Annotated in this window: 22 protein-coding genes and 1 pseudogene; 11 read left to right on the forward strand and 12 right to left on the reverse strand. The window is 35.3% G+C overall.

Annotated elements, in window-relative coordinates; translation table 11 throughout:
- Positions 1–13: 13 nt before the first annotated feature.
- The 11 genes from ABC831_RS03380 to ABC831_RS03430 all read left to right on the forward strand — a co-directional run bounded on the left by ABC831_RS03380 (position 14) and on the right by ABC831_RS03430 (position 11,264).
- On the forward strand, positions 14–880 hold the full coding sequence (locus ABC831_RS03380) for a 6-hydroxymethylpterin diphosphokinase MptE-like protein (protein ID WP_343246828.1): 867 nt from the start codon (positions 14–16) through the stop codon (positions 878–880).
- Between the two features lie 12 nt (positions 881–892).
- Complete coding sequence (locus tag ABC831_RS03385; protein WP_343246829.1) at positions 893–1,435, forward strand: acyltransferase; 543 nt, start codon at positions 893–895, stop codon at positions 1,433–1,435.
- Between the two features lie 47 nt (positions 1,436–1,482).
- Positions 1,483–2,127: an acylneuraminate cytidylyltransferase family protein gene (locus ABC831_RS03390; RefSeq protein ID WP_343246830.1), complete on the forward strand. Its 645-nt coding sequence runs from the start codon at positions 1,483–1,485 to the stop codon at positions 2,125–2,127.
- A 31-nt stretch (positions 2,128–2,158) separates the two neighbouring features.
- Positions 2,159–3,781: an aldolase catalytic domain-containing protein gene (locus tag ABC831_RS03395; RefSeq protein WP_343246831.1), complete on the forward strand. Its 1,623-nt coding sequence runs from the start codon at positions 2,159–2,161 to the stop codon at positions 3,779–3,781.
- Complete coding sequence (locus ABC831_RS03400; protein WP_343246832.1) at positions 3,771–4,250, forward strand: KdsC family phosphatase; 480 nt, start codon at positions 3,771–3,773, stop codon at positions 4,248–4,250. Before ABC831_RS03395 ends, ABC831_RS03400 begins: the two co-directional genes overlap by 11 nt.
- A gap of 16 nt (positions 4,251–4,266) precedes the next feature.
- A complete protein-coding gene (locus ABC831_RS03405) occupies positions 4,267–5,487 on the forward strand; it encodes a protoporphyrinogen/coproporphyrinogen oxidase (protein WP_343246833.1) in 1,221 nt (406 codons plus the stop codon).
- Between the two features lie 2 nt (positions 5,488–5,489).
- Complete coding sequence (locus ABC831_RS03410) at positions 5,490–6,422, forward strand: glycosyltransferase family 8 protein (protein ID WP_343246834.1); 933 nt, start codon at positions 5,490–5,492, stop codon at positions 6,420–6,422.
- A 78-nt stretch (positions 6,423–6,500) separates the two neighbouring features.
- Positions 6,501–7,499: an O-fucosyltransferase family protein gene (locus tag ABC831_RS03415; protein WP_343246835.1), complete on the forward strand. Its 999-nt coding sequence runs from the start codon at positions 6,501–6,503 to the stop codon at positions 7,497–7,499.
- Between the two features lie 297 nt (positions 7,500–7,796).
- The gene (locus ABC831_RS03420; protein WP_343246836.1) at positions 7,797–8,750 is read left to right on the forward strand and encodes a hypothetical protein; all 954 of its coding nucleotides are present in this window, start codon (positions 7,797–7,799) and stop codon (positions 8,748–8,750) included.
- A gap of 39 nt (positions 8,751–8,789) precedes the next feature.
- The gene (locus tag ABC831_RS03425; protein ID WP_343246837.1) at positions 8,790–9,863 is read left to right on the forward strand and encodes an acyltransferase; all 1,074 of its coding nucleotides are present in this window, start codon (positions 8,790–8,792) and stop codon (positions 9,861–9,863) included.
- Between the two features lie 39 nt (positions 9,864–9,902).
- A complete protein-coding gene (locus tag ABC831_RS03430; protein WP_343246838.1) occupies positions 9,903–11,264 on the forward strand; it encodes a lipopolysaccharide biosynthesis protein in 1,362 nt (453 codons plus the stop codon).
- Between the two features lie 245 nt (positions 11,265–11,509).
- Here ABC831_RS03430 and ABC831_RS03435 read toward each other — a convergent pair.
- From ABC831_RS03435 to ABC831_RS03490, 12 genes and pseudogenes are all read right to left on the reverse strand, one after another.
- A pseudogene (locus ABC831_RS03435) lies at positions 11,510–11,730 on the reverse strand (transposase domain-containing protein); the annotation flags it as partial.
- A gap of 157 nt (positions 11,731–11,887) precedes the next feature.
- Positions 11,888–12,907 carry an acyltransferase family protein gene (locus ABC831_RS03440; protein ID WP_343246839.1) on the reverse strand — a complete coding sequence of 340 codons (1,020 nt, stop codon included), beginning with the start codon at positions 12,905–12,907 and terminating at the stop codon, positions 11,888–11,890.
- Between the two features lie 64 nt (positions 12,908–12,971).
- A complete protein-coding gene (locus ABC831_RS03445) occupies positions 12,972–14,213 on the reverse strand; it encodes an O-antigen ligase family protein (RefSeq protein WP_343246840.1) in 1,242 nt (413 codons plus the stop codon).
- 72 nt (positions 14,214–14,285) lie between these two features.
- Positions 14,286–15,743 carry a lipopolysaccharide biosynthesis protein gene (locus ABC831_RS03450; protein ID WP_343246841.1) on the reverse strand — a complete coding sequence of 486 codons (1,458 nt, stop codon included), beginning with the start codon at positions 15,741–15,743 and terminating at the stop codon, positions 14,286–14,288.
- Positions 15,740–17,248, reverse strand: a complete 1,509-nt coding sequence (locus tag ABC831_RS03455) for a hypothetical protein (protein WP_343246842.1) — start codon at positions 17,246–17,248, stop codon at positions 15,740–15,742. The genes ABC831_RS03450 and ABC831_RS03455 overlap by 4 nt, the downstream gene beginning before the upstream one ends.
- A 17-nt stretch (positions 17,249–17,265) precedes the next feature.
- Complete coding sequence (locus tag ABC831_RS26460) at positions 17,266–17,946, reverse strand: CatB-related O-acetyltransferase (RefSeq protein ID WP_425524556.1); 681 nt, start codon at positions 17,944–17,946, stop codon at positions 17,266–17,268.
- Positions 17,947–17,961: 15 nt separating this feature from the next.
- Positions 17,962–19,017 (reverse strand): O-fucosyltransferase family protein, encoded by a 1,056-nt coding sequence (locus ABC831_RS03465; RefSeq protein WP_343246843.1) that lies wholly within the window; start codon positions 19,015–19,017, stop codon positions 17,962–17,964.
- Positions 19,010–19,438: an FAD synthase family protein gene (locus ABC831_RS03470; protein WP_343246844.1), complete on the reverse strand. Its 429-nt coding sequence runs from the start codon at positions 19,436–19,438 to the stop codon at positions 19,010–19,012. The genes ABC831_RS03465 and ABC831_RS03470 overlap by 8 nt, the downstream gene beginning before the upstream one ends.
- Positions 19,439–20,644 carry a CDP-glycerol glycerophosphotransferase family protein gene (locus ABC831_RS03475; protein WP_343246845.1) on the reverse strand — a complete coding sequence of 402 codons (1,206 nt, stop codon included), beginning with the start codon at positions 20,642–20,644 and terminating at the stop codon, positions 19,439–19,441.
- 74 nt (positions 20,645–20,718) lie between these two features.
- Positions 20,719–21,924, reverse strand: a complete 1,206-nt coding sequence (locus ABC831_RS03480) for a glycosyltransferase (RefSeq protein ID WP_343246846.1) — start codon at positions 21,922–21,924, stop codon at positions 20,719–20,721.
- A 13-nt stretch (positions 21,925–21,937) separates the two neighbouring features.
- A complete protein-coding gene (locus tag ABC831_RS03485) occupies positions 21,938–22,510 on the reverse strand; it encodes an acyltransferase (RefSeq protein ID WP_343246847.1) in 573 nt (190 codons plus the stop codon).
- A gap of 14 nt (positions 22,511–22,524) precedes the next feature.
- Positions 22,525–23,793 carry a glycosyltransferase family 4 protein gene (locus ABC831_RS03490; RefSeq protein WP_343246848.1) on the reverse strand — a complete coding sequence of 423 codons (1,269 nt, stop codon included), beginning with the start codon at positions 23,791–23,793 and terminating at the stop codon, positions 22,525–22,527.
- Positions 23,794–23,798 lie beyond the last annotated feature (5 nt).

Here is a 23,798-nt window from a genome sequence, read left to right on the forward strand (position 1 = left end):
TTGGAGGGATTTAATGAATAATATTAAAAAAATAATCCGAAAGTTAAATGATAATGAGAATACAAGAGAGCATTTGATGATACCGATCATTCACATAAGAGATAAAATACGAGATCTGAAAAATATTCAATTTATTGTTAAAGGAAGAGAAAATATTAAATCATTCCAAAACTGCCATCCAGGAAAACGCTGCTTTATAATTGGAAATGGTCCAAGCTTAACCCCGGATGATTTAAATTTAATTAAGAATGAAATTAGTTTTGGGTCAAATAGAATCTATGATATTTATCCATTTACAGATTGGCGGCCAACGTACTATGCAATACAAGATTTTTTTGTGCTGGATGAGATTTCTTCTGAAGTGGAAAAGCTGGAAGATGGTGCGCAACATCGGTTTATTATATCTAACAGGAAGCGTTTTATCTGTGAAGAAATGCAAAAGGATAAAAAGAATAGCTTCTTCTATTTAGATGATTTATGTTTGTCGGATAAAAAGAAGGTAAAGTTCAGCACCAATCCTTTTAAAAGTGTTGCAAACGGCGGAACAGTTACATATATGATGATACAATTGGCTGTTTATATGGGGATAAAAGAAATTTATCTGATTGGTGTTGATCACCACTACACACAATATCTGGATGAAAATGGTGAAGTAGATACGAAATTACATGCGGAAAATCATTTTAAAGGAGCCAGGCCTTATAAGCAGCTCAAAGGCAATAATATTACTCCAAAAAATAATTGTTTTGTCTCCACCCGTTGTTATGTGGCTGCTAATGAGTTTGCAAAACTTCATGGTATTAAAATATTTAATGCCACACGGGGCGGGAAGCTTGAAGTGTTCGACAGAGTGAACTTGGATGATATTGTAGGAAATTAAGGTGGTTGATAGATGAAAGCGAAATACATCGTTAGTTTGTTTCGAATCTTATTCATAAAAGTTAAATTAGGAAAAAAGCTCTATTTAAAAAGCCCCTTTCAGTTTTTTGGAAAAAATATTGATCTTTCTGTTTCCGGTAATTCTTTGATAGAACTTGATTACAAGAACTATTTTAGTAAAAACGCCACTATTGGAGCTCATGACGGAGGCAAGATAACGATTGGTAAAAACAATTTTTTTAATAACGGTTTAAATATCGAAAGTTTACTGTCAATCGAAATTGGTAATGATAATTTATTTGGACCTAATGTGTCTATATTTGATCACAGTCATTCCTATACCGAAGCACATGGTTTAAAAATAAATGAGACAGGCTATAGGAAAAAAAGAATATTTATTGGATCTGATGTGTGGATTGCGACGGGCTGTGTTATTTGTGAAGGAGTTGTAATAGAAGATCATGTGGTTGTCGGCGCTAATTCAGTTGTTACAGGTAATTTAGAGTCTGGATATTTCTATGCAGGTGCGCCCGCAAAAAAAATAAAGGGGATCTAATAATACAAGCAAATCAAAACATTCCATTGATAAAGGAAGGATATAGAATGAAAATTGTAGCGGTTATGCCATTAAAATTGAACAATGAAAGACTTCCGGGAAAAAATACGAAATTACTCGGGAAAAAGCCTCTTCTTCAATATGCACTGGAGGGGCTCCTGGAAACTGGCTTATTGGATAGTATCCATGTTTTTTGCAGCGATGAGGCAGTTGTACCGTTACTTCCAGATGGGGTTCAGTTTATGAAGCGTCCAACGTATCTGGATCTTAATTCCTCAAATTTTACACAGATTTTTGAAAAGTTTATGAGTATAGTCGAAGCCGATATATATGTCTATGCACATGCAACGGCGCCATTTATTACTACGGAAACTATGAAACAGTGTATCGAAGCTGTAAAGTCCGGAAAACATGATTCTGCGTTTTGTGCTACAAAAATTCAGGATTATCTATGGCAAGATGGTGAGCCGATGAATTTTGATGCCGCTAACATTCCCAGAAGTCAGGATATAAAACCTATATACAGAGAAACATCCGGTGTCTATGTATTTACAAGGGAAGTCTTTGTTGTGCATCATAGACGGATCGGGTTAACCCCCTTTGTCAAAGAGGTATCTTTTAAGGAAGCTGTTGATATAAATAATCCGGAAGATTTTACATTGGCACAAGCTTTAGTGGATATTAACTTATAAAGTAAATATATATCAGAAAGGGGATTATTATATGAATTCTTTAAAAGTACTGGATGTCACATTGCGCGATGGCGGTTGTGTAAATGATTTTGATTTTGGACAAACTTACATAGATAAAATATTGGCAGCTCAAGAGGCTTCCGGTGTTGAGGTTATAGAACTGGGATATATAGATGCTAGGCATGGTTCAGTAAATGGTCGTACACAGTACATAAATGAGCAGGTGATTTCCCAGCATGTCCTGAAGCACAAAAAAGATGGGGTAACATATGTCGCCATGATGGATTACGGAAAATTCGATATCTGTAATTTACAGCCCAGGACAGAAGAAGGTATCGATGGGATTCGTATGGCATTTCATAAAAAAGACTATATGGATGTAATTCCTTTAGGAAGAAAAATAATCGAAAAAGGGTACCAATTCTATATTCAGCCCATGATTACGATCCGATATGAGGATGAAGAGTTATTAGAACTGATAAAGATAATCAACTCTGAACTGCCGGATGCAGCGGGATTTTATATTGTAGACAGTTTTGGTGAAATGCGCCCTAATGATATGAACAGAATACTAAGCTTAGTCGATCATAATTTAATCCAATCGATGACATTGGGGTTTCATTCCCACAATAATCTACAAATGTCCTATTCGAATGCGGTAGCAATGTTGCAGTTTCCGACGAACAGGGATTTAATGTTGGACAGTTCCATCATGGGAATGGGGAAGGGTGCTGGAAATCTGAATACGGAACTTTTACTTGAACATTTAAATCTATACTATGGGAAAAATTACATTATTAGTCCTTTATTAGAAGTAATTGATAAAGTAATTAATCAGTTACATTCTGAGTTTTATTGGGGTTATGCACCGGAATATTATCTTTCCTCTGCGTATCATTGCACACCAAGTTATGCAAGCCATTTTTATAATAAACATATGCTTCCAATCGACCAGGTCGGCGAACTTCTCAGTCTGATTGAGGATGATAAAAAAATATCCTTTGATAAGAAATACGCGGAAGAAATATATCGCAAATATAATGCCAGCAAAGCAGTTGATGATTCTAACGCAGTTAACGAATTAAAAAAAGAATTTGGTGAAAAGAGAATTCTTTTAGTTGCCCCAGGAAAGAGTGCCGGAGAATCCAGACATGAAATACAAAGTATTTGTAAGGAAGACGATGTGATTTCGATTGGTTTAAATTCAACATTAGATGTTAATTTTGATTATTTACTTACTACAAGAAAAGATATTTATGATATCGCAGTAGCAGCAGGAAAAAATGTTATAGTGTCCTCTAATATTTCCAAGGGTGGGCGGGGTAATGTTAAAATTCTTAATTACAGTAATTGGATAGATATCGACGAGGGAACTCATGATTCGTCATCTGTTATCGCGTTAAATCTACTGAAAACATGTACTGTTAAAAAAATAATGCTTGCAGGATTTGATGGTTTTTCAATTGATATTAATGAGAACTACTATGATCCCAATATGCGCCATCCTGTAAATTCAGAACAAGCCGAACGTAGAAACAAATATTATACAAAGTTTATAAATAGCATCCGGGAACAAGGAAAAGATATAGAATTTATCACTCCCTCCAAATATGATATTGATTTATTAGAAAAGGAGGACAAGCGTGAAAATTAAATTCTTTATCATGGATGTAGATGGTACGCTTACCGATGGAAAAATATATATGGGCGAAACCGGAGAACTTTTCAAAGCCTTTGACATAAAAGATGGCTGCGGGATTCACGATCTTCTTATTCCACAGAATGTAATTCCCATCATAATTACAGGAAGACAGTCTGTAATCGTGGAAAACAGATGCCGGGAATTAGGAATAACGGAAATTTATCAGAATGTTCATAATAAGTTAGATACTCTAAATAGGCTAATGAGACAAAATGAGTGCTCCTTATCCGAGACAGCCTATATAGGTGATGATATCAATGATATATCCTGTATGAAAGAGATAAAGATGTCTGGGGGCCTTGTTGGGTGCCCCTTTGATGCTTCTCCTGAAGTGAAAGACTTAGCTGATTTTGTCTGTACAAAAAATGGAGGAAATGGAGCGGTCCGCGAATTTATAGAGTACGTTTTAAGCGATAAGTAAGAGGGGAGAGCAAAAATTGTCTAGATTAAAATATCTTATTTTAGGCGCAGGTCCGGCCGGCCTCACATTTGCGAATAAATTAAAGGAATCGGGAAACAGAGATTTTCTTATCATTGAAAAAGAATCTGAGGCTGGTGGACTTTGCCGCTCAACGGTAGTAGATGGTTCTCCGTTTGATATTGGGGGAGGACATTTTTTAGATGTCCGTCGTCCGGAGGTAAATAAATTTCTTTTTCAGTTTATGCCTGAGGATGAATGGAACAAATACAATCGTGACAGCAGAATTGATATAAACGGAACTATAATTAATCATCCAATGGAAGCAAATATCTGGCAGATGAAGCTTGAAGATCAGGTAGAGTACTTAAAGTCTATCGCAGCTGCCGGATGTAATACAGGTCTGGCCATGCCCAATGATTTTGTTGAGTGGATTTATTGGAAATTGGGTTCGAAAATTGCTGATGAATATATGATACCTTATAATCAAAAAATGTTCAGCAAAGAGTTGAGTCAATTAGGTACCTATTGGTTAGAAAAGCTGCCGGATGTGAGTTTTGAAGAGACACTTCTTTCTTGCCTAACCCATAAGGCGTATGGATCACAACCCGGCCACGCCCAGTTCTATTATCCTAAAAAATATGGTTATGGTGAACTGTGGATGCGTATGGCTGCTGCAGTTAAGGATCATATTCAGTACAAAAAAATTGTCAATAGTATTAACTTTATTAATAGAACTGTCTCGACTTCTGATGGTGAGATATATACGGCAGATATTATTATCACGACGATACCATGGCTGGAATTCAAGCATATCATCGGGATGCCGGATCATATCAGGGATTCCATTAAAGAATTAAAGTATAGTTCCATTCAGACGGAATACAATCCAGAATGTATGGATACAGAAGCGCATTGGATCTACTATCCGGATTTAAAAGTGCCTTATCATCGTATCCTGGTCCGTCATAATTTTTGCCCGAACAGCAAGGGGTATTGGACGGAAACGAATAGTGAAAGAATTAAGGATATAGCAGATAATAATCATTTTAAATACATGAATCGGTATGCTTATCCATTGAATACTATTAAAAAGCCTGAGATTATGGATAAACTTCTGAATTGGAGTAGGAAACATCATATCTATGGCCTGGGACGATGGGGGGAACATCAGCATTATAATTCAGATGTAACTGTCCAGTTGGCAATGGAGCTTGAAACGGCGTTTGAGGGAGTGTAAGAATGAATATTTTATTAGCTGGTAACGATGCTTATGCATTTGGAACAAAAGTAATGTTAACCTCATTATTGGAAAACCGATCTGATGATGAGGTTACTATATATTTTACATATAATCAACTCTCAGATGTCCACAAAGAGGAGTATTCAAACCTTGTAAATAAATATAACCATTGTGCTATACATTTTATATTTATACCACTGGAATTGTTCCATGATGTACCGTTAAAAGCAACGACTAATCCCTATATTACGGTTGAAACATATTTTAGAATGGCTATGTGTGAAACGTTGCCTTTTTCTGTTGACCGCATTCTGTATTTGGATACAGATATAATTGTTAATCGGGACTGGTCGGAATTTTATCATACTAAATTTAAAGACGAAATTGCTGCTGTCGCTTGTCAGGATTATGGGTTATGTATAGCAGATAAAATAAGAAAAAAAGTTTATGAGAATATAAATTTTGACCTGAATGATCCCTATTTTAATGCCGGAGTAATGCTGATTAATCTTAAGTATGTTAGAGAGCATTATAGCTTAAGCTTATTTAAACAATATATATCCGATCATTATGAAAGTTTGATTTTTCATGATCAGGATGTATTAAACTCTACTTTTAAAAATCATATTCAGTATATGGATTTTAATCTATATAATTGCAGACCCTTTTTTTATCCGTATAATAAGAAAAGTGCAAAAATCATTCGTGAGGCAGTATTTATTCATTATGGCGAAAAACCCTGGAATATTGACTTTACAGATATAAAAGGTGCAGGGGAGTTATTTTGGGAATATGCACTAAAGATGGGGGCAGATGAGGAATATTATAAGTGGAAAAAATTGAATCATTATTATAAATTTAAAAATCTTTTTAAAATAGCAAAAGAACGGTTAAAGAGAAATATAAAATTAATAATGTTGGTAAGACCATAATAAGTTAAATGATTACCATCTAAAAATGAGGATAAGCAATTTATGAGACGGCGGAGTATTATTGGAAAAATAAAATCTATGGCAGCAGAATCAAGTTTTTTAAGCTACATAATTGGATGTATCAAAGGGTATTCCAGAGTGGACTTTCGTGAATATGTAAGGGGGAAAAGTATAAATACCGTGGATATAATTATGAATTCAAATAATCCAAGTAATGAAAATATCGTTTACTATATTAAAACTGGAAATGCTTTTTCAGGATTTGGAGCACAGTTGCGAAGAACTTTAGAAGCATTGGCCTATGCGGATTATTTTGGATTTATCCCTTATGTAGAATATACAAAAGATTTTCTATATGGAGAAACTGAAAAAATAAATGAATGTAATAATCCTTTTGAATATTACTTTACACAGCCTTCTATGATAAATGACCAAAATTTATATTCCTATAATTGGATTTATTATAATGAAGAACACAGAAAAATAGTGAATAAGTTAGGATACAAAATTGATTCCTATTCAGTTTCAGAAGAATATATTACCTATATGGCATTTATAATTAAAAAACATTTAAATATAAACGCTTTTACAAAAGACTATTTAAACAATTCATATAAATCCCTGAACTTGAAAAATATTGTTATAGGCGTTCATGTCCGTGGTACTGATTTCAATACCGGTTATAAAAATCATCCTGCAATAATAACGGTTCGCGATTATTTTGATGTTATAGACAGCATACTTGCGAAAGAAAAAACAGTAAGCTGTATTTTTTTAGCAACTGACGAGCAAAATATCATCGAATCTTTTCAGAACCGTTATGGCACGTCTGTTACATATTATGATGATGTATATCGGTCCTCAGACGGCAGCCCTATACATTTTTCTAAAGATCAAAGAAATAATCATCATTACAAATTAGGATTAGAAATTTTAAGGGATATCATCACACTTTCTAAAGCAGATTATCTCATTGCAGGTAATTCACAGGTAAGCTATTGCGCCCGAATGTTTAAAAAAAGTTTTGATGAAGATTATAAAGACAAAATTATACTCGATTCTGGATTATATAAATAAAAAGCTGAAATCAATCAGTATTATGGAGGCTGACACGTGAAACTTCGAATGCATAAAACAGGTTGGTATGCGATATGTTTTATACAATACCTTCTTTTATTTATTATGATAAGTCAACACAATACATGGTTCTACTCGATTTACTTATCTTTATTCAGATATACTTCGTTGTTCATATCATTAATGTTCATGTTTTTTTTCAAAAGAATGCGCAATATTAAAGTTTTATGCATTATCCTGTTAATGTCTCTGACATCATTCATTATGGGACTCGTTTTTAGCGGCAGTTCCGCGTTCATGGATACTTTTTATCTTATGACCCAATTTGCCGAGCCTATTCTATTTACTTTAGTGACTTATTACTTCGACAAAGAACACTTTATAACAAGATATATAAAGTTGGTTTTATTTTTAGCAGTCGTCAGCCTTGTTTTTTATGTTTGGGGTCTTGCTGACTCTGCGGGCTTAATTCATTCCGGATTGTTAAAAGAAGTTGAGGGGCTAAGGATTACATATACGAAATATTATTGTAATATTTTCTATGCCCTGCGGCCGGTAGAACTGCAGCGTAATGTAGGTATGTTTTGTGAGCCGGGTCTTTATCAAATAATTTTGAATTCTGGAATATATTTGTTGATTTTTTATCCAAATAGAATTGATATGAAACATAAAACTATAACGATGCTTATATTACTGATTACCTCTTTAACTACTTTATCAGCAACAGGTATCATCGGCGTAATTATCTTAATAATAGGCTTATTATTTTCAAAAAATGAATCTGTTAAAAGTAATATAAAAATAGTGTTTATCCTGCTACTTTCTATTGCAGTCGTATATTTATTTGTCGATTTTGCAATTAAAGGAAGTCACAGTCTTATATATACAAGTCTGCTTGGAAAAATCGCGGGTATAAAAACATCTCAATTAACTACCGGCAGTGTCCGAATACTTACTATAGCCTGGTGCCTATATTTGATTTTCCATAACCCATTAGGTTATGGGTTAACTTATGTAAATAATTTTTTTGCCAGTAAAGGAGAATATTTTGTAGGAGCAAAAATATTAATGACTACTGCAGAGGTTGGCGTCATACCAATGTTTTTAATTGTACGGTATTTTTTTGAAAAGGCCTATAAAAATAGAATCAGCAATTTGCAGTTTTATATTCTGGTATTTTTGTTTTTAAATACGGCCTTAGCTCAATCGCGGGAATTTTACCCTGCATTACTTATGTTATTACTGTTGTGATTTTTATATGATAAAGTTTAATTATAGAAAGGATAAGCATTGTCTGAGCAGGTTAGAAAATCAAATTTTGAATTATTGAGAATCGTATCCATACTTGTCATTACCCTTAGTCATATATCATTAACTTACGGAATTGAAAATACGAATACTTTTATACGTTATTGCGCACAATTCTTTTTTATCGGTGGAAAATTAGGCGTGAATTGTTATGTGTTAATTACAGGGTATTTTATGTATAACAAACGCTTTGACCTGAAGCGTATTTTAAAATTATACTTAATGGTAATTTTTTATACATTTATCTTGTTGATCGTCGGATTTATATTTATACCCGAAACTATATCATTCAAAGGTATAATAGAATCTTTATTACCAATTATTACAAACCATTACTGGTTTATTACCAGTTATATAGGACTCATCTGCCTGACACCGTTTATTAACAAATTAGTGGCAGTATTGGATAAAAAAGCACATAGTATGCTAATTGTAGTGGGGCTAGTTTTATTAACGATAATTCCTACAATGACAACGTTTACTCCATATAACAGCGATTTACTATGGTTTATATTTTTGTATATATTAGCAGCTTTTTTTAGAAAATATGATGGCAAGATAAAGAGAATGTTATCACACGGTTACATTTTTATAATAACAACAGGGATCATGTGGTGCGGTTCCATCATTTTTTCTCTATTGTCCAACTATATTTCCTTCTTTTCAGAAGGTATTAATTTCCTGGCGGGTCAGTATATACTTACGCAATTAATTAATTCTTGTTCTTTGTTCCTGTGGTTTGAAAAGAAAAAGATTTTTAGCCCGAAGATAAATTTCCTTGCAAAGTATACGTTGGCTAGTTATCTGATACAATCCAATTACATAATGATTCCACTGAGGATTGGATTATGCAATAACATATTTCAAAATACCAGTATTTATTTATATCCAATATTTTCTGTTTTGTTAGCCATTGTTTTATTTGGGGTTGCAGTTGCTATAGATCACGTACGGGAAAGATTAACAGATCCCATAAACAATAAACTATATAAGTATGCCAACCACATAGTTGAAAAAATATGCAGCAAAATAGAACCGTTTATTGAGGAAGAATAAATCATCTTATGGAAAGTTCTTTGGAAATAGGAAAATACTATGATGCGAATCAATTACTTACTAAAAACTTCGGAAAATAATAAAGCAGTATTAAAAAATATTATAGGAGCCTTTATCGTAAGAGGGGGATCGTTGATTGTCTCGCTATTTACGATGCCAGTCTATATTCATTTCTTTGCAAACCAGGAATCATTGGGGATTTGGTATACAATTTTATCCGTATTAAATTGGGTATTTACTTTCGATTTGGGATTGGGAAACGGACTTAGAAATAAATTACCCCTTTGTATAGCCAATCATGATGAGGCTGGCGGAAAAGCATATATAGCCGCAACATATGCAGGTACCTTTGGAGTTGTATTCGTATGGGGGATTATCGGTGCTATTTTAATACCGAATGTAAACTGGCATACGGTATTGAACATTAATAGCAATACCGTTTCGTCCAAGGGGCTAAGCATGGCTATTACTATTGTCTTTATTGGAATTATGCTACAGTTCTTTTTGAAAATCATTACGTCCATACTTTATGCAATTCAAAAATCTGCGCTGGTTAATTTATTATCTCTTGTTATATCTGTTTTTACACTTGTCCTAGTTAGCGTTACTCCCGGCGGAAATGGTGATGAAAATCTAATCCGCATGTCTGTTATAAATGTTATAGCAGCAATTGTTCCCTATTTAGTAGCTACTTTATTGGTGTTTAGATATAAGCTAAGAAGTTTGATACCATCTATCCGGGATGTTACAATACGCTGTGTCAAAGAAGTACTTAACATTGGAGTCGCTATACTGTGGCTTCAGCTCGTATTCATGGTAATATCGAGTACGAATGAATTACTGATTACGAAGCTAACGTCGGCCGCCCATGTTGTTGAATTTCAAGCTTATTATAAAATTTTTAATACAGTAAGTTCAGTTTTTGCTTTGGCATTAACGCCGATCTGGTCTGCTGTGACAAAAGCTGCCGGTGAAAAAAGATATACCTGGATAAAGAAATTAAATCATTTATTACTGCTTGCAAGTGCGGGTGTTTTGCTACTAGAGTTACTCATTACTCCTTTTATGCAGCCTATCATCGATATTTGGTTAGGTAAAAATTATATAGAAGTGGTTCCGGCTTATGCGGTTTTATTAGCTGTCTCTTCATCAATCTTTTTTTTGCATAGTGTAAATACAAGCATTGGGAATGGAATGTCTTATTTTAAAGTTCAATTTATATGGATGACGATTGCTGCTATTATAGATATCCCGATTGCCATTATCCTGGTGAAGATCTTAAACAGCTGGACAGGTGTTATTTTGGCTAATATTATTGCATTAATGCCATTTGAAATTGCAGAAATTATTTATTTTAAAAGGTATATTAACAGACTGATCTCGCACGATAAAAGCGTTTAATTATTCCAACCAATTGGGTAAATTTTCGGAATAATTTAACGCTTTTATCGTGCGAGATTTCGTCCGGCGGCTTCTTCCACCCACTGTACCAAAGATTTCCGTTAACTGTTCTTCTGATAGTGTATGTAGATACCATTTGCCTTGCATCAGACATTTTTATCATGCCACTGTTCATGCATTCCTCCAAAATCTTGCCCCAGTGTTCTGCCCGGACCACAAGCCGATGATGCGGCTGTGTTATAATATTACTGTTTTGGTTTTCTTATATTTTCCGGTAGAGATTTCGACCAGGGAAGTAACCTTCCAGACAACCGGTATCTGTATCTTCCATATGTTCCGGGATGACGGATAATAAGTATTCGAAATACTCATATGGTTTTAAGTTATTGGCCTTTGCTGTTTCTGCAAGGCTGTAAATGATAGCGGAAGATTTCGCTCCGCTGATGGTATCTATCATCTGCCAATTAGTTCATAGTCACACATGGATATCATTCGATCCTTTAAAACCAAATTCTCTTGTAGCAGAGTGATAAGATCCGGTTCCTATCACCTACTACAAGCAAGTATTTCGCTTTAACAGTATTGTTTTTTGTAAATAGCATCTAATATTCGTATTTGAATATTTACAAAAGCCAGGCAGATATACGAGGAATCTTCTTAATAAACTTTACTATATATAATTCTAGTACAATCGCAGCTAAAGCTAAACATGGAGCAATCATTACTCCTAACAATTTCATGTTTATAACCAAAGGATTATATCCAATTTGAGTACATAAAAACATGATAAATTTCCCAAGAAGATTCTCAATGATAACAGACTGCAAAATATATAGCGGCATCGTATTTTGCCCAACCTTGACCCAAAAATCGATAAGCACTGAATTTTTGTTACTTAGATATAAATAGCATGCATCAAATACAACCTTCATAGTTATGCAGCCGGTAATACCAATCATCCCTCGCATGAAGATAATAAATTCTATATTTTCGATTCCACTCAACAAAGATGTTCCCGCATTCCATACATTATATTGCCCAGACCAAAAACACTGCAAAACAATAAAGCCTATCATAGCACATATCATAAGAATTCTTCTTGTTCTGCCCTTGATGAAATCAGATAAATCTTTAAGATAATACCCTATCACAAAAAAAGGGAACATATAACCTAAATTGAACGGAATAAGATCGGTCATGTGGAATGCAAGAATAAGTAAAATAGATATTAAAATTTGCCAGCGCTTTCTTTTAATGATTCCGCAAAGGATAATCATAATAAAGGAACATCCAATTGCTGACCACAAAAACCATAAAGAAAACAAATTACGAATGGATTCAAAAACAGGCCCCCAAATATTGATCAGGATTTCCCACAATATTACCGGAATAGCAAGGTGGCGAACCTTATTAACAAGTTCGTGAGTCCAACTTCTTTTCTCCATACTACGTGCAAGGAAGAAACCACTCAGCAGCATAAAAAATGGCATATCATATGTTCGGAAAAAGGTCAATAACCACACACTTTCTCCCATCCCTGCGCGCAAAGCAGTGATCGTATGCCCCCAGATAACCCCGAACATTAGCATTCCTTTGTAAAAATCAATCACTTTATTTCTGCTATACCTATTCCCGGTAACCATTTATCTTTGCCTCCTTTAAATTGACTAGCGGTTTAAAGTACCTGATCTGGACATATCTAAAACCTTAGCATTTTACAGGCTCATTATTTTGACTGCAGAATACCTTCGCAATCAGAAAAGGGAAAAATGCAAGATAGTTCCAATCAATTTCATTCATCAGGCCCAAAATGAAAAAGGCTATAATACCAATAATTACAATATGATATTTTCGGTCATCAAATTTAGGTAGTGTCATAAAGGAGACTGAGAATAAGATCAAACCAATAATTCCAAAATCAAACAGTTGCTTCAAAATCAGATTGTATATATTAGTTGTGCCATTTAACCAACTTGACAAACGAACGGATAACCAAATTTGAATCTCACCATATCCAGTAAAGGGTTTTCTTGCAATATATAATAAGGCCTGTTGCCATATTAATGTTCTGCTATTATATGTCATACTTTTATGCAATACGTTTTCCACAAATGTTTGGATTGTGGGCATCGTTGAACCCGTAATAACAAGCAAATAGACAGCTATGATAATAAGATATATCCATCTAAATTTTAAATTAGTAAAAGGGATATTTTTTTCCAGAAGCATGAATATTGATATAACAAGTAAAAAGGCTATTGCGATCATACCGCTGGATGAACCGCCCATAAATTCAACTCCATTTTCACCTGTGCTGCAAATAGATAGGGCGCCTATTATAATCAAAATTTCCTGCATAAATCGGCTCATTATTTTCTTTTTCATGAACAAAAGTATGATAAGTACCGCAAGTATTAGGTAAGTACTTTGATTATTCTTTGAACCAAGCAGCCAATTCGCTCTTTCTACAGACGACCCCACATTACTTCGAAATATACCATTGGGATATAGAACAATTGTCAAAAAATTTGCAACTATGTAAATAACACTCAGCCAATATAAAGATACAAGACCGTTCAACTTATTTGTATGTCGATCATTCACACTGCTATTGATCAGCAACATAACCCCTATAACGGGCATTAGCTGCTCATAAAAGAATGTTGTAATCTGACCAGGACTTTTTATGACAACCATGGCAGTAGCCCACATAAAAAATACAAAAAAACATTTCATAAATAGGGGCTTAATCTTATATATGCTACGTTTTCGATTTAATAAAAGCAATAAAATTATATAGGCACATCCTCCATATCTTAGCATCGAAGTAACCATACCTGATATACGATAAAAAATGGGAGGTGCAAAGAATAAAAACCAACCGATCAAAAAGAAAACATCAGTTTTGCGTATATGTATGACAAGACGAGAACGTAAACGACTACTCATTGAACTCCTCCTTAAATTAACAATGATAAATAAACACGTATTTCCTATCCTCAAAAGAAGTGATTCACCTTCCTACTCTTTTCCCCTCATCGCAGCCAGTAATCGCATGATTGCCGACCGTTTAACTATTAACACAACGACAAGTATAAGAAGAATTACATATCTTGGTAAAGTATAGGGATAAAGGAATGTAACACCCACCATCAGGCCCAATAAAAATAGAGAAAATATAAGGATAAATTTTATATCGAACAGGCTATTGCCATTGTTTCCGTATTTTCGAAATACGTATTTCTGAAATGCGAAATGTCCGGTTGAATATAGAATATAGCAAGCTAACGTAGTATATCCCGCTGCATAATATCCATAAAGTTTAATAAAGAAATAGTTTAAAATTATATTGATGATTGCTCCCGCACAAGATGCTACAAGTATAAATCCTGTTTTTTCATAATAAAATTCAACGGTACTAAACATTGGATAAAGAAATTTAAAGAAGACCGCACAAGCGACCGGAGGAATCACCCAAATTGCATCATGATATGCACTTGAGGCAAAGAAATAGATAACCTCTGGCCCCATCACCATTGCAATTAATGTAAAGCCCCCAACAAGAACAATCAGAAAATTTGATATATTTCTCAGTTTTTCATAGCTCTGGCTTTTCAGTGATTTGTACATGAATGGAGTAAATGTATTTTTGATTGCTGTAGTGACAATAGTCATTATACTGGCAACACTGTAAGCAACACTGTAAATTGCAGCCTCTCCGGACCCAATCATATTATTGATCATAATTCGATCCGCTTGATTCAGCACAGTGCTTGATAAATAATGAGGCAAAAGCGGTATATTCAATATCAAGGCATATTTCCAGTATTGTTTATTAAAAAAGCTTTTCCCCTTACATAGATTATAAATATAAAAGGCTAAGCCAACGCATACTTGAACGAAAACATAGGAAAGGATACGTGCCTCTGCCTTATATGATGTATTTATCACCGCAATAACACCTAAAAGAGGGCTGCCTGCAGCAATTACAATAGTCATGATAACGAGGCGCTTATACTTATAATCATACCTTTCGCTAGCGGCCCAAAAATTGTATGCCGGTAAAAACAGCATTTCGGCAAACATAGCATATACGTATAAAGTAGACAAATTCAATATTCTGTTCCAAAAATCACTGGCTACGGTATAGATAACAAAGAGAATCACAGTCAATATCGTAGTCAACCCTTGCATACTGGAAGTAATTCTGCTTCTGTCATCTTGAAACTTTGTCATTGCATTATTATACGCGCCATAAAATATGTTTAACGTCGCAAAGATAGAAATGATATCATACCATGAATTGTATACAGAAAAGACTCCATATTGTTCCGGCGTTAGCAGACGTGTAAAAATCGGCGTTGAGAAAAGCGAAATACCTCTCTGGATAATGCCACAAACAGTGAACCAGACAGAAGCTTTTACGGGTGCTGAAATTTTTTCATATTTCGCAAAAATATTTCGTAAAAATCTCATCATCCATTCTTCCTTCCGACATACAAAATCCTATAATTTATGCTGGTTTGACCGCTTAGCTCTTTTCGAATAACCATATCATAAAAAGATCTAAATATCTTCTCGAACATCTCGATATCTTCTGTTCCATCCTTGCGTAAATACGGATCATATTTTAGTGCTTTCTCCCTATTCGGATAGTATGATATTGCAACATACTCATTACTTAACTTACATAATGAGTTAAAAATAGAATCTGCTTTAAACCGCTGAAATGCCACAATCCTATGTGTTACATCCAAACAAACAGCCATGTCCGCACGAAGCGATTCTATTTTCTCGTCGCTGGCTCCATATAAATAATGAAACACAAACGTATTTATTGGAATTTGATCTTTCCTAAATTGGCGGTAAGTAATTCCAGATCCGACATCATCATTTTCTAATGCAATAGCCTTGCATTGAAATCTGTCATGAAATTTCCTTACAAGTATTCCGGAAGTCCCACCCACGTCAACTATAGATGTGATCGTTATATTCGCTTTCTCACACTCATCGGCCAATATATCTATATCCATATGTGTGGATTCATCTAACTCTTTTTCTTTTTCCACAGTTATGGGAAACAAACAATCGATATATTCCGGAAGGACTTCATAACGTCTAAACATTCGATATATTATTCTGCTGCATTGCCACGAACTGTGGAACAAATGATATCTCTCATACACATTCAGGGCATGTATATATTCCCTTGCCAAATCGTCATAGAACCTGGGGGTTACCCAGATTGCATTATTGGTTTCATCATATAATTGGATATGTCTTAGCAGGCAATTTCCAAGGAAATGGAATAGAAGTCTATAAACCGCAGTAAATAAAATTTCTCTATCGCATATGGTAGCCTGTCCTTGATCTTCAACGATTGAACCTATGTCTGTAAAGATTGGTCTTCCTTTCTCAAATGATACATTATTAATATGACCGTCATGCAGAGTAAACCCCACTCGTTGAGCTATTTGTTTAATCAGACAAATTAAAATTGCAGCATCTCGTATCATTTCTGTATTCCATAAACTGGAAACAGAAATATCCACAGATTGATGTTCAAGTATGAGCGGATATTCCTCAGTATAATAATCTGTAATTTGGGTTCTGGGGATTAAATTATGTTCTCCTAAAATTTGCAGCAAGCCCGTATTCCAAAGTTTTCGAAAAGAGGAGACACTTTCCGGATAAATACCTCTATAAATCTTCCCGTCCTTACCCAGAACTTTCCCCATCCTATCCCCGTTATAGCTTAAAATCTTAAACTCATTTAAATATACTGACGGTTCATTCAACTGATGTTTTAAGGTTTTCTGATACTTTACTATTTCTTTATATATTGTTTCAACGTAATCATCGTAAAATATATGCTTTTGCAATAGTTCTTTTTTTGTACAAATTAGTCTTTTTGATTTATGAATCTTGTTCCTTTTTAAAATATGATACAGTCGTTTCATATAGACAATGATACAATCACTCAAAAAAACATCCTCCTAATTTATAATGCAGTGTATCGCCTAAGAAGTTTTATATCTTCAAAATAAACAGCATGTTTCTCTATCCAATCTTGATCTTTATCCCACCATCTCAGCTGCATAAGGTAAGAAATATCATCGTCATCAAATCGATAGCGGATGATTCCAGCAGGAACGCCGCCAACAATGGCATAAGGGCGAACATCTTTCGTCACTACAGCACCTGCCGCTACAATTGCGCCATCACCAATTTTGTGCCCACCTATGATCTGAACTCCATCGCCAATCCAGACATCATTTCCTATAATTACCGCCCTATCGGAATCTGAATTGATTTTCAGTTTTTCCTGAAATTTCTCTTTTTCTATATATGATTTTCCGGATATATTATTCACTGAGTAGAATGCAGGATGCACAGAAACGAAGGTATTACTCGGGTGTGTGACGTCTACCACACGCACATTTTTGCCTATACAGCAATATCTCCCGATTTCCGTATGCCTTATAAAGGAGTTTGAGGCAACATAGGAACCAAAACCTAGTTTGGAGCTTATAAAGGTACATCCCATCGCTAATGAATTTGCACCTTCAAATTCTACCGCAGCATCCATCACCACGCAGCGTCCAATTTTCACACGCTCCTTTAAGATTCTTTTTTGTTTTAATGCCTTTATTTTCATTGCTGTTTTAGTATAAACATCCATATGTAATCTTTCCCATTATTTGAAATGATCCTGATAAGTTGTTTTGCCTACAGTATTAAATCCCTTATTAATAATATCTAAGTATTCATATTCACATCCATAACTTCTTTTGGCTATTTGTGCCATTATACACACATTAGATAAGCCGCCGATCAGTCCAGCACATGATGAAAGTATATACATATCACGAATCACATCTAATCCTAATTTGTATTTGTTATCACTATTTCCAAAATGCACAGCCGTACCATCAGAGGAACGGCAAACATCCTTGCAAAAAATGACCTTAGATCCAAATTCCAACTGAAACTCTTCCACAACAGAAACATCGTCAGTGGCCAGAAAAATATGATCAAAATGCTGATTCGTCAGCGCATGCATAACATGTTCCAAATATTCACTACGCTCGACAGCCAGTGCATGGTTTACATAGCCCTTATTAAAGTCAGTGGCTCGAACATGAACACCCAGTACTCTGCCTTGAAATCCAATTTCTTTCAAGCAGCTTGTAAGCATCTGTTGTAAGGACTTCTTCATTTTTATATATTTTTTATAGATAATAGCATTTTCACTAATGTACTCTTCGTAGTAGTCATTTTCTATAATTGTCTTCGAAACTACTCCAAAGGGATGCTCTTTGTCAAAAGCTCTTTGAGAATCCCGATAATTTAAAACATGCATCGCCTCAGCTAATTCTAACCGATCAAAATCGCTGACTGCTTCAAAATAATAACAAAACGGATTATCCGTTCCATTTACAGGTTGTTCCGACTTGTAAAGGCAGCGGTTGCTCCAAGTCACGATCGGAATCAGATGAAAACGGTCGGCATAGCGCAGGGCATCTAAGGTTTGAATGAACAATGCAAAGAAACCTTTGGATGGATAATCCAGATATATATCATAGAACAGATTATTTGGATACAAATTACCATTTGCTACAAAATATAACAAGTTTGGATCACGGTTAATAGCATTCACGGTATCTACAAATTCGCGGTCATTAAAATGACGCAGACACTGCTGCAAATAATCAATTTTAGAGTGCCTCAATAAAAAATCGTGTCTATTCATAAACAGCATCCTTTTCCTGTCTGCGCATTAATGTACTACTGACGCCTTGTGTATAAGGAAGAAAAACAAGGTCGACACCTATTTTTTCCAATTCCTTCTTTGTCGTTTCCCATCTAGGATTTCCTTTCCAGTCATCTCCAATGAAAATAACGTCAAATCCAATTTCTTTCTGGATTATTAACTTATCAAGTGTTGTGGCCAGTATGGCTTTATCGACACATCGAATATTTGATACTATGGCAAGACGATCCTTTTCAGCAACTACAGGGGATTTCTTCTTATAATCTTGTACAAGGGAGTCCGTATTAACACCAACAATCAGGTAATCACAATATTCTTTAGCATTTTGGAGTAAATTCAGATGTCCGACATGAAACATATCATATACTCCCTGTGTATATCCTACTTTATACTTTTTCATTCAAACATTCTCCTGTATTATTTCTTGTACTTTATTAAATATGCGGCTGCAGCTTTCTCCATCTGCCATAGGACAAAATCTCTTTCGGAGCTGTTCTCGTTTTTTTACGTAAAGATCTTTTTGAGCCAATTGCCACACGGCGTCAATAACTTCATCCCATGTCTTACATATCGGTCCAGCAGTAACTTCATCATATGTATAACAAAAACCGGCATCTGATGATATGTATTCATCCAAATCGTAAGCGAAATATATCATTGGTTTTTTGCTTGCCAGATACCCAAGCATTACTCCAGAGTAATCAGTTATCATCATATCGCACACAGGTAAAAACTCATATATATCTCCATATACCTGAGAATCTGTAGCAAAAACGATATTTGGCAAATCAACACTTATTCCCTCATAGTTTTTAAATTCGTGCGCATGAGGTTTAAAAATCATGACTATATTTTTCTTGGCAAGTTTATTATTTACCTCCTTCAGGACATCGTAGCTCAGAATATTAGACGTTCCTTTTTCACCAAAGTTTCGATGTGTTGGCAAGTAAACGGCTACTAAGCAGTTAGAATGCGATTTTCTGATTTGTTCAATAAACTTATTACCGGCAACGTTGATAAAAGTATCGTCTTTCGGCTGCCCAGTAATAAACATCTGTTGCCTAGACAGTGAAAAAGCATTCGAATACTTATTCACAGCTTCTTCACAAGCTACCATCCAATATTCATCTTGATGTGAATGGACAATCCTATCATATCTTTCCTGGACAGCACTACGTCCTTTCGGTGAGATTCTTGTTATGTCTTTAATTCCCATCCCATGCCATAGTTGAACAATTGTTGCCCCTGATATCAGAATTCTACTGATATCGTGTCGATCTTCTGTAAAGAATGCTACTTGCGCCCGCAAACATGACGATATTCCCATCAGCGAATTCCGATGATATGCTTTGTATCCCTTTTGGCGTATTTCTTTTACTACTTTTTTTTCTCGGCTGATCCAAATAGCATTAATATCTGGATGGATATTGTTTATATACTCAAACATATATTTGGAATTGTCTGCATATAACTTTCCTCGCCACGCTCCAAATACCCATATATTTTTATTTTTAGGGAAAAGCTCAAGAATTTTACTTACATAAATTAAAATGAAATATACAAAATCCTTTGCTATACTTTTGATCGTTTCTTTGGAACTATTCATTATGACTAACCTCTTTTGGGATACTTTTGTAATGAAAAAATATTCTCTTAAGACCTTCTATCTGTTTCTTATTCTTACAAATTTACAAACCGACAGATGAGTTTACTCTGTGCGATATTACTTTTTTGGCTATAAATGAAGGCATTTGCTCTTTTCCCTATAGATACCCGCTCTTCACAACTCATATCAAGTGCCTTCTTAATTGTTTTTACTAAGCATTCTTCTGTCTCATCTTCTACAATGATCAGATACTCTAAGTAATCTTCCGGTATACCATCTAACTTAAATGAAATAACCGGAACTGCGGAAACCATATATTCAAATAGCTTCGATGGAAAGCAATAAGCTGAAGCTTGTTCGGATGGTAATCTCATATTTATCAGAAGTGCTGCTTCTTTTTGCTTCTTAAGTACATCAGCACGTGTAGGTAAAAAGCCATAAAATTTTATTCTCTTGTCCTTTTGGGCACACTGTTTAATATATAATTCTGCATTTCCGCCGCCCGTGAGCCACAATTCGATCTGTTCCTCTTCGATCTGCATAAAAGCATCTACAAGCATTTGAATACCATATTCTTTGTCCAGTTTACCGGAGTACATGATGGCTTTACTCTGTTTCTTCTCCCTTTCATCAATGTCCATTTTCTCACCAGGGTCAAAACTCCCTTCCATTAAGATCCACTTATCATCTGGAAGCTTAAGGAATTCAGCCATCTTTGACGCATAAAGAATTGCTCCATCAAATGCTTTCAACATTTTTTTTATAAATATCCAGTCAACCTGCTTTAACATCGCTTTTAACCTGCTCTGTCCCAAATCCATGAACTGTGGCAGATCTGAGACGATCAGGTAAATCTTTGCCTTATCAATTTTTTTTTTGATTCTACAGGCTGCGGCCATAGGCGCAGAACGCATCGAATATACAAACACTATCAGTTCATCCTGCTTGTACCTTTTCTCAATCCAATCATCTGCCGCCTTAAGCATGGCGTTTTTACAGTTGATGCGGTTAATGTATTGATCATTTTTGTATCCTACACTAATGTCATAGGCACCGGTTACATGGCTCCATGTAACCGGTGCGATTATACGATCCTCATATAAAGGATACGGTGGCAATACACTACCATTAATCGAGTCAAAAAATAATCCGCTCACCTGCTCCAGTCCAGACACTAAATTTTGTTGAGATACTTGTGCTGATGCAAGTTCATACCCCTTTTTTACCTTATTCATAAACTCTTCGTCGCTTTCAAGGCATCCAATCCATAGTAGCTGCATTGTATTTGTTACCTCAGATCTTTCTAATCACTCTTGCTGGGTTTCCAGCAATCACACAATTATCTTCAAATTTCCCGGCAACTACAGTACCAGCGCCTACTACACATCCATCGCCTATGATGGTACCTTTCAGAATAATACTATTGCATCCAAGAAAACAGTTGCGGCCGATATGAATTTCTTTGCACGGAATCAAGTCACTATCACCACCATTAACATCCTGTAATAATTTTAACCGATCCTCCGCGTCAATGGGATGAAAGTCGTTATCAATAATCTTACAGTTACCACCAATCGCAGTATTTTCTCCTATATAAATTCCTTTTCGCGCATAAATAGTCACACCGGAAATTCCTACATTATCACCTATTTCAATAACTGCGCCTGGGACTCTTGTCACAATAATTGTTCGGCTATAAAGGCCCACAAGATTAGATAGGAAACTGCTTTTAACAGTAACGTTATCACCTATGCTGATTTTTGCCCCAGCCTTATTAAAGATAACAGGCATTCCCTTTAGTAACAGGTTTTTTCCGTATTTAACCCTTGTTAACTTCATCACTGCTTTGAACCAGTTACTGTTCATCCCTATGTTCTCCTCTATAACTTCAAAATCTCCTCAACATATCTGGATATCGATTTCTCTTTCGTCAGATGTTCGATCAGATACTTATAACCTCTCATGCCCATAGCCTTCAATTCATCGCGGTCAGCCTTATCAATAAACCATTGAATGTTCTCTGTAATTTTCTCGTATTCTCCTGGTTCACAGCAAAGTCCACTGTCTGACGCTTCGATAAGACATCTTACCTCGGACCCATTCGCAAGAACTCCAAGTACCGGTTTACCTACTGCGGCCACACCATAATATTTACTGGGGCAGGAAACACCTTTAATCCCTTTTGCATTCACACACCAATGGACATCTCCAGCGTTCAGAGCGTAAATTAGATTGGCCTTTTCCTGGTATGGAATAAACACTACGTTATCCATATGATTCGATTCTTTATATGCTACAAGGCTCTCTAATACCGCACCAGCGCCAATAAAAGAAAAAACAACATCTCTGCCATCGGCAGCCTTAGTTCCAGGTTTGAATTTCTTAATGACCTTCATTAAATTTTCAAGATCATAGTACAACCCTAGATTACCGCTATACATAATAACAAATTTACCATCCAGAGAATATTTTTCCTTAAAGGCTTCTACATTCTTGTGGCTCGTTTCCAGCGGATAGATTTCCTTTTCATCTATCCAGTTGTTGATCAGGACAGACATTGGCGGATTCTTTTTGAATCGACCATTTAATGTGTCTATCAAATCCCGTCCCACTGTTATAACCAAGTCGCTACTTCTACAGCTGAATTTATCAAGCCACATCATGAAGTTTGTTATTATCCTATTCTTGCTGAAGCCAACTGCTAAAACCTGTTCTGGATTGAAGTCCTGTATATTATAGATATACTTGGCGTGCTTAAGCCACTTGCCCCAAACGCCAATCAAACCGCCGAGAATAGGTGGCTGAGATATTGAGAGTATGTAATCTTGCTTTCCGACCTTGAAAGTGGCATTAACAGCTCCAAAGAAATATGAAATAATATTCTTAATACGGCTGAACTTATTTGATTTACGAAACTCCGGCACTCGGATACGTATCACATCTACACCGTTTATATTTTCTTTATAGAATTTATGAGTTTTGTATTTTTCTTCGATCACACCTAAGTAACTCGGCACTACACAAATAACCGTAATATCAAAGGTATCCAGCATTCCCTCAGCCAGTTCTTTAAGTAACTGGCCTGTGGATGCTGTATCAGGCACATAATAATGTGCATATATTAAAAGTCTTTTTTTCATCTGCAACATTGTGT

This window comes from Diplocloster hominis, assembly GCF_032380655.1.
Lineage (GTDB): Bacteria > Bacillota > Clostridia > Lachnospirales > Lachnospiraceae > Diplocloster > Diplocloster hominis.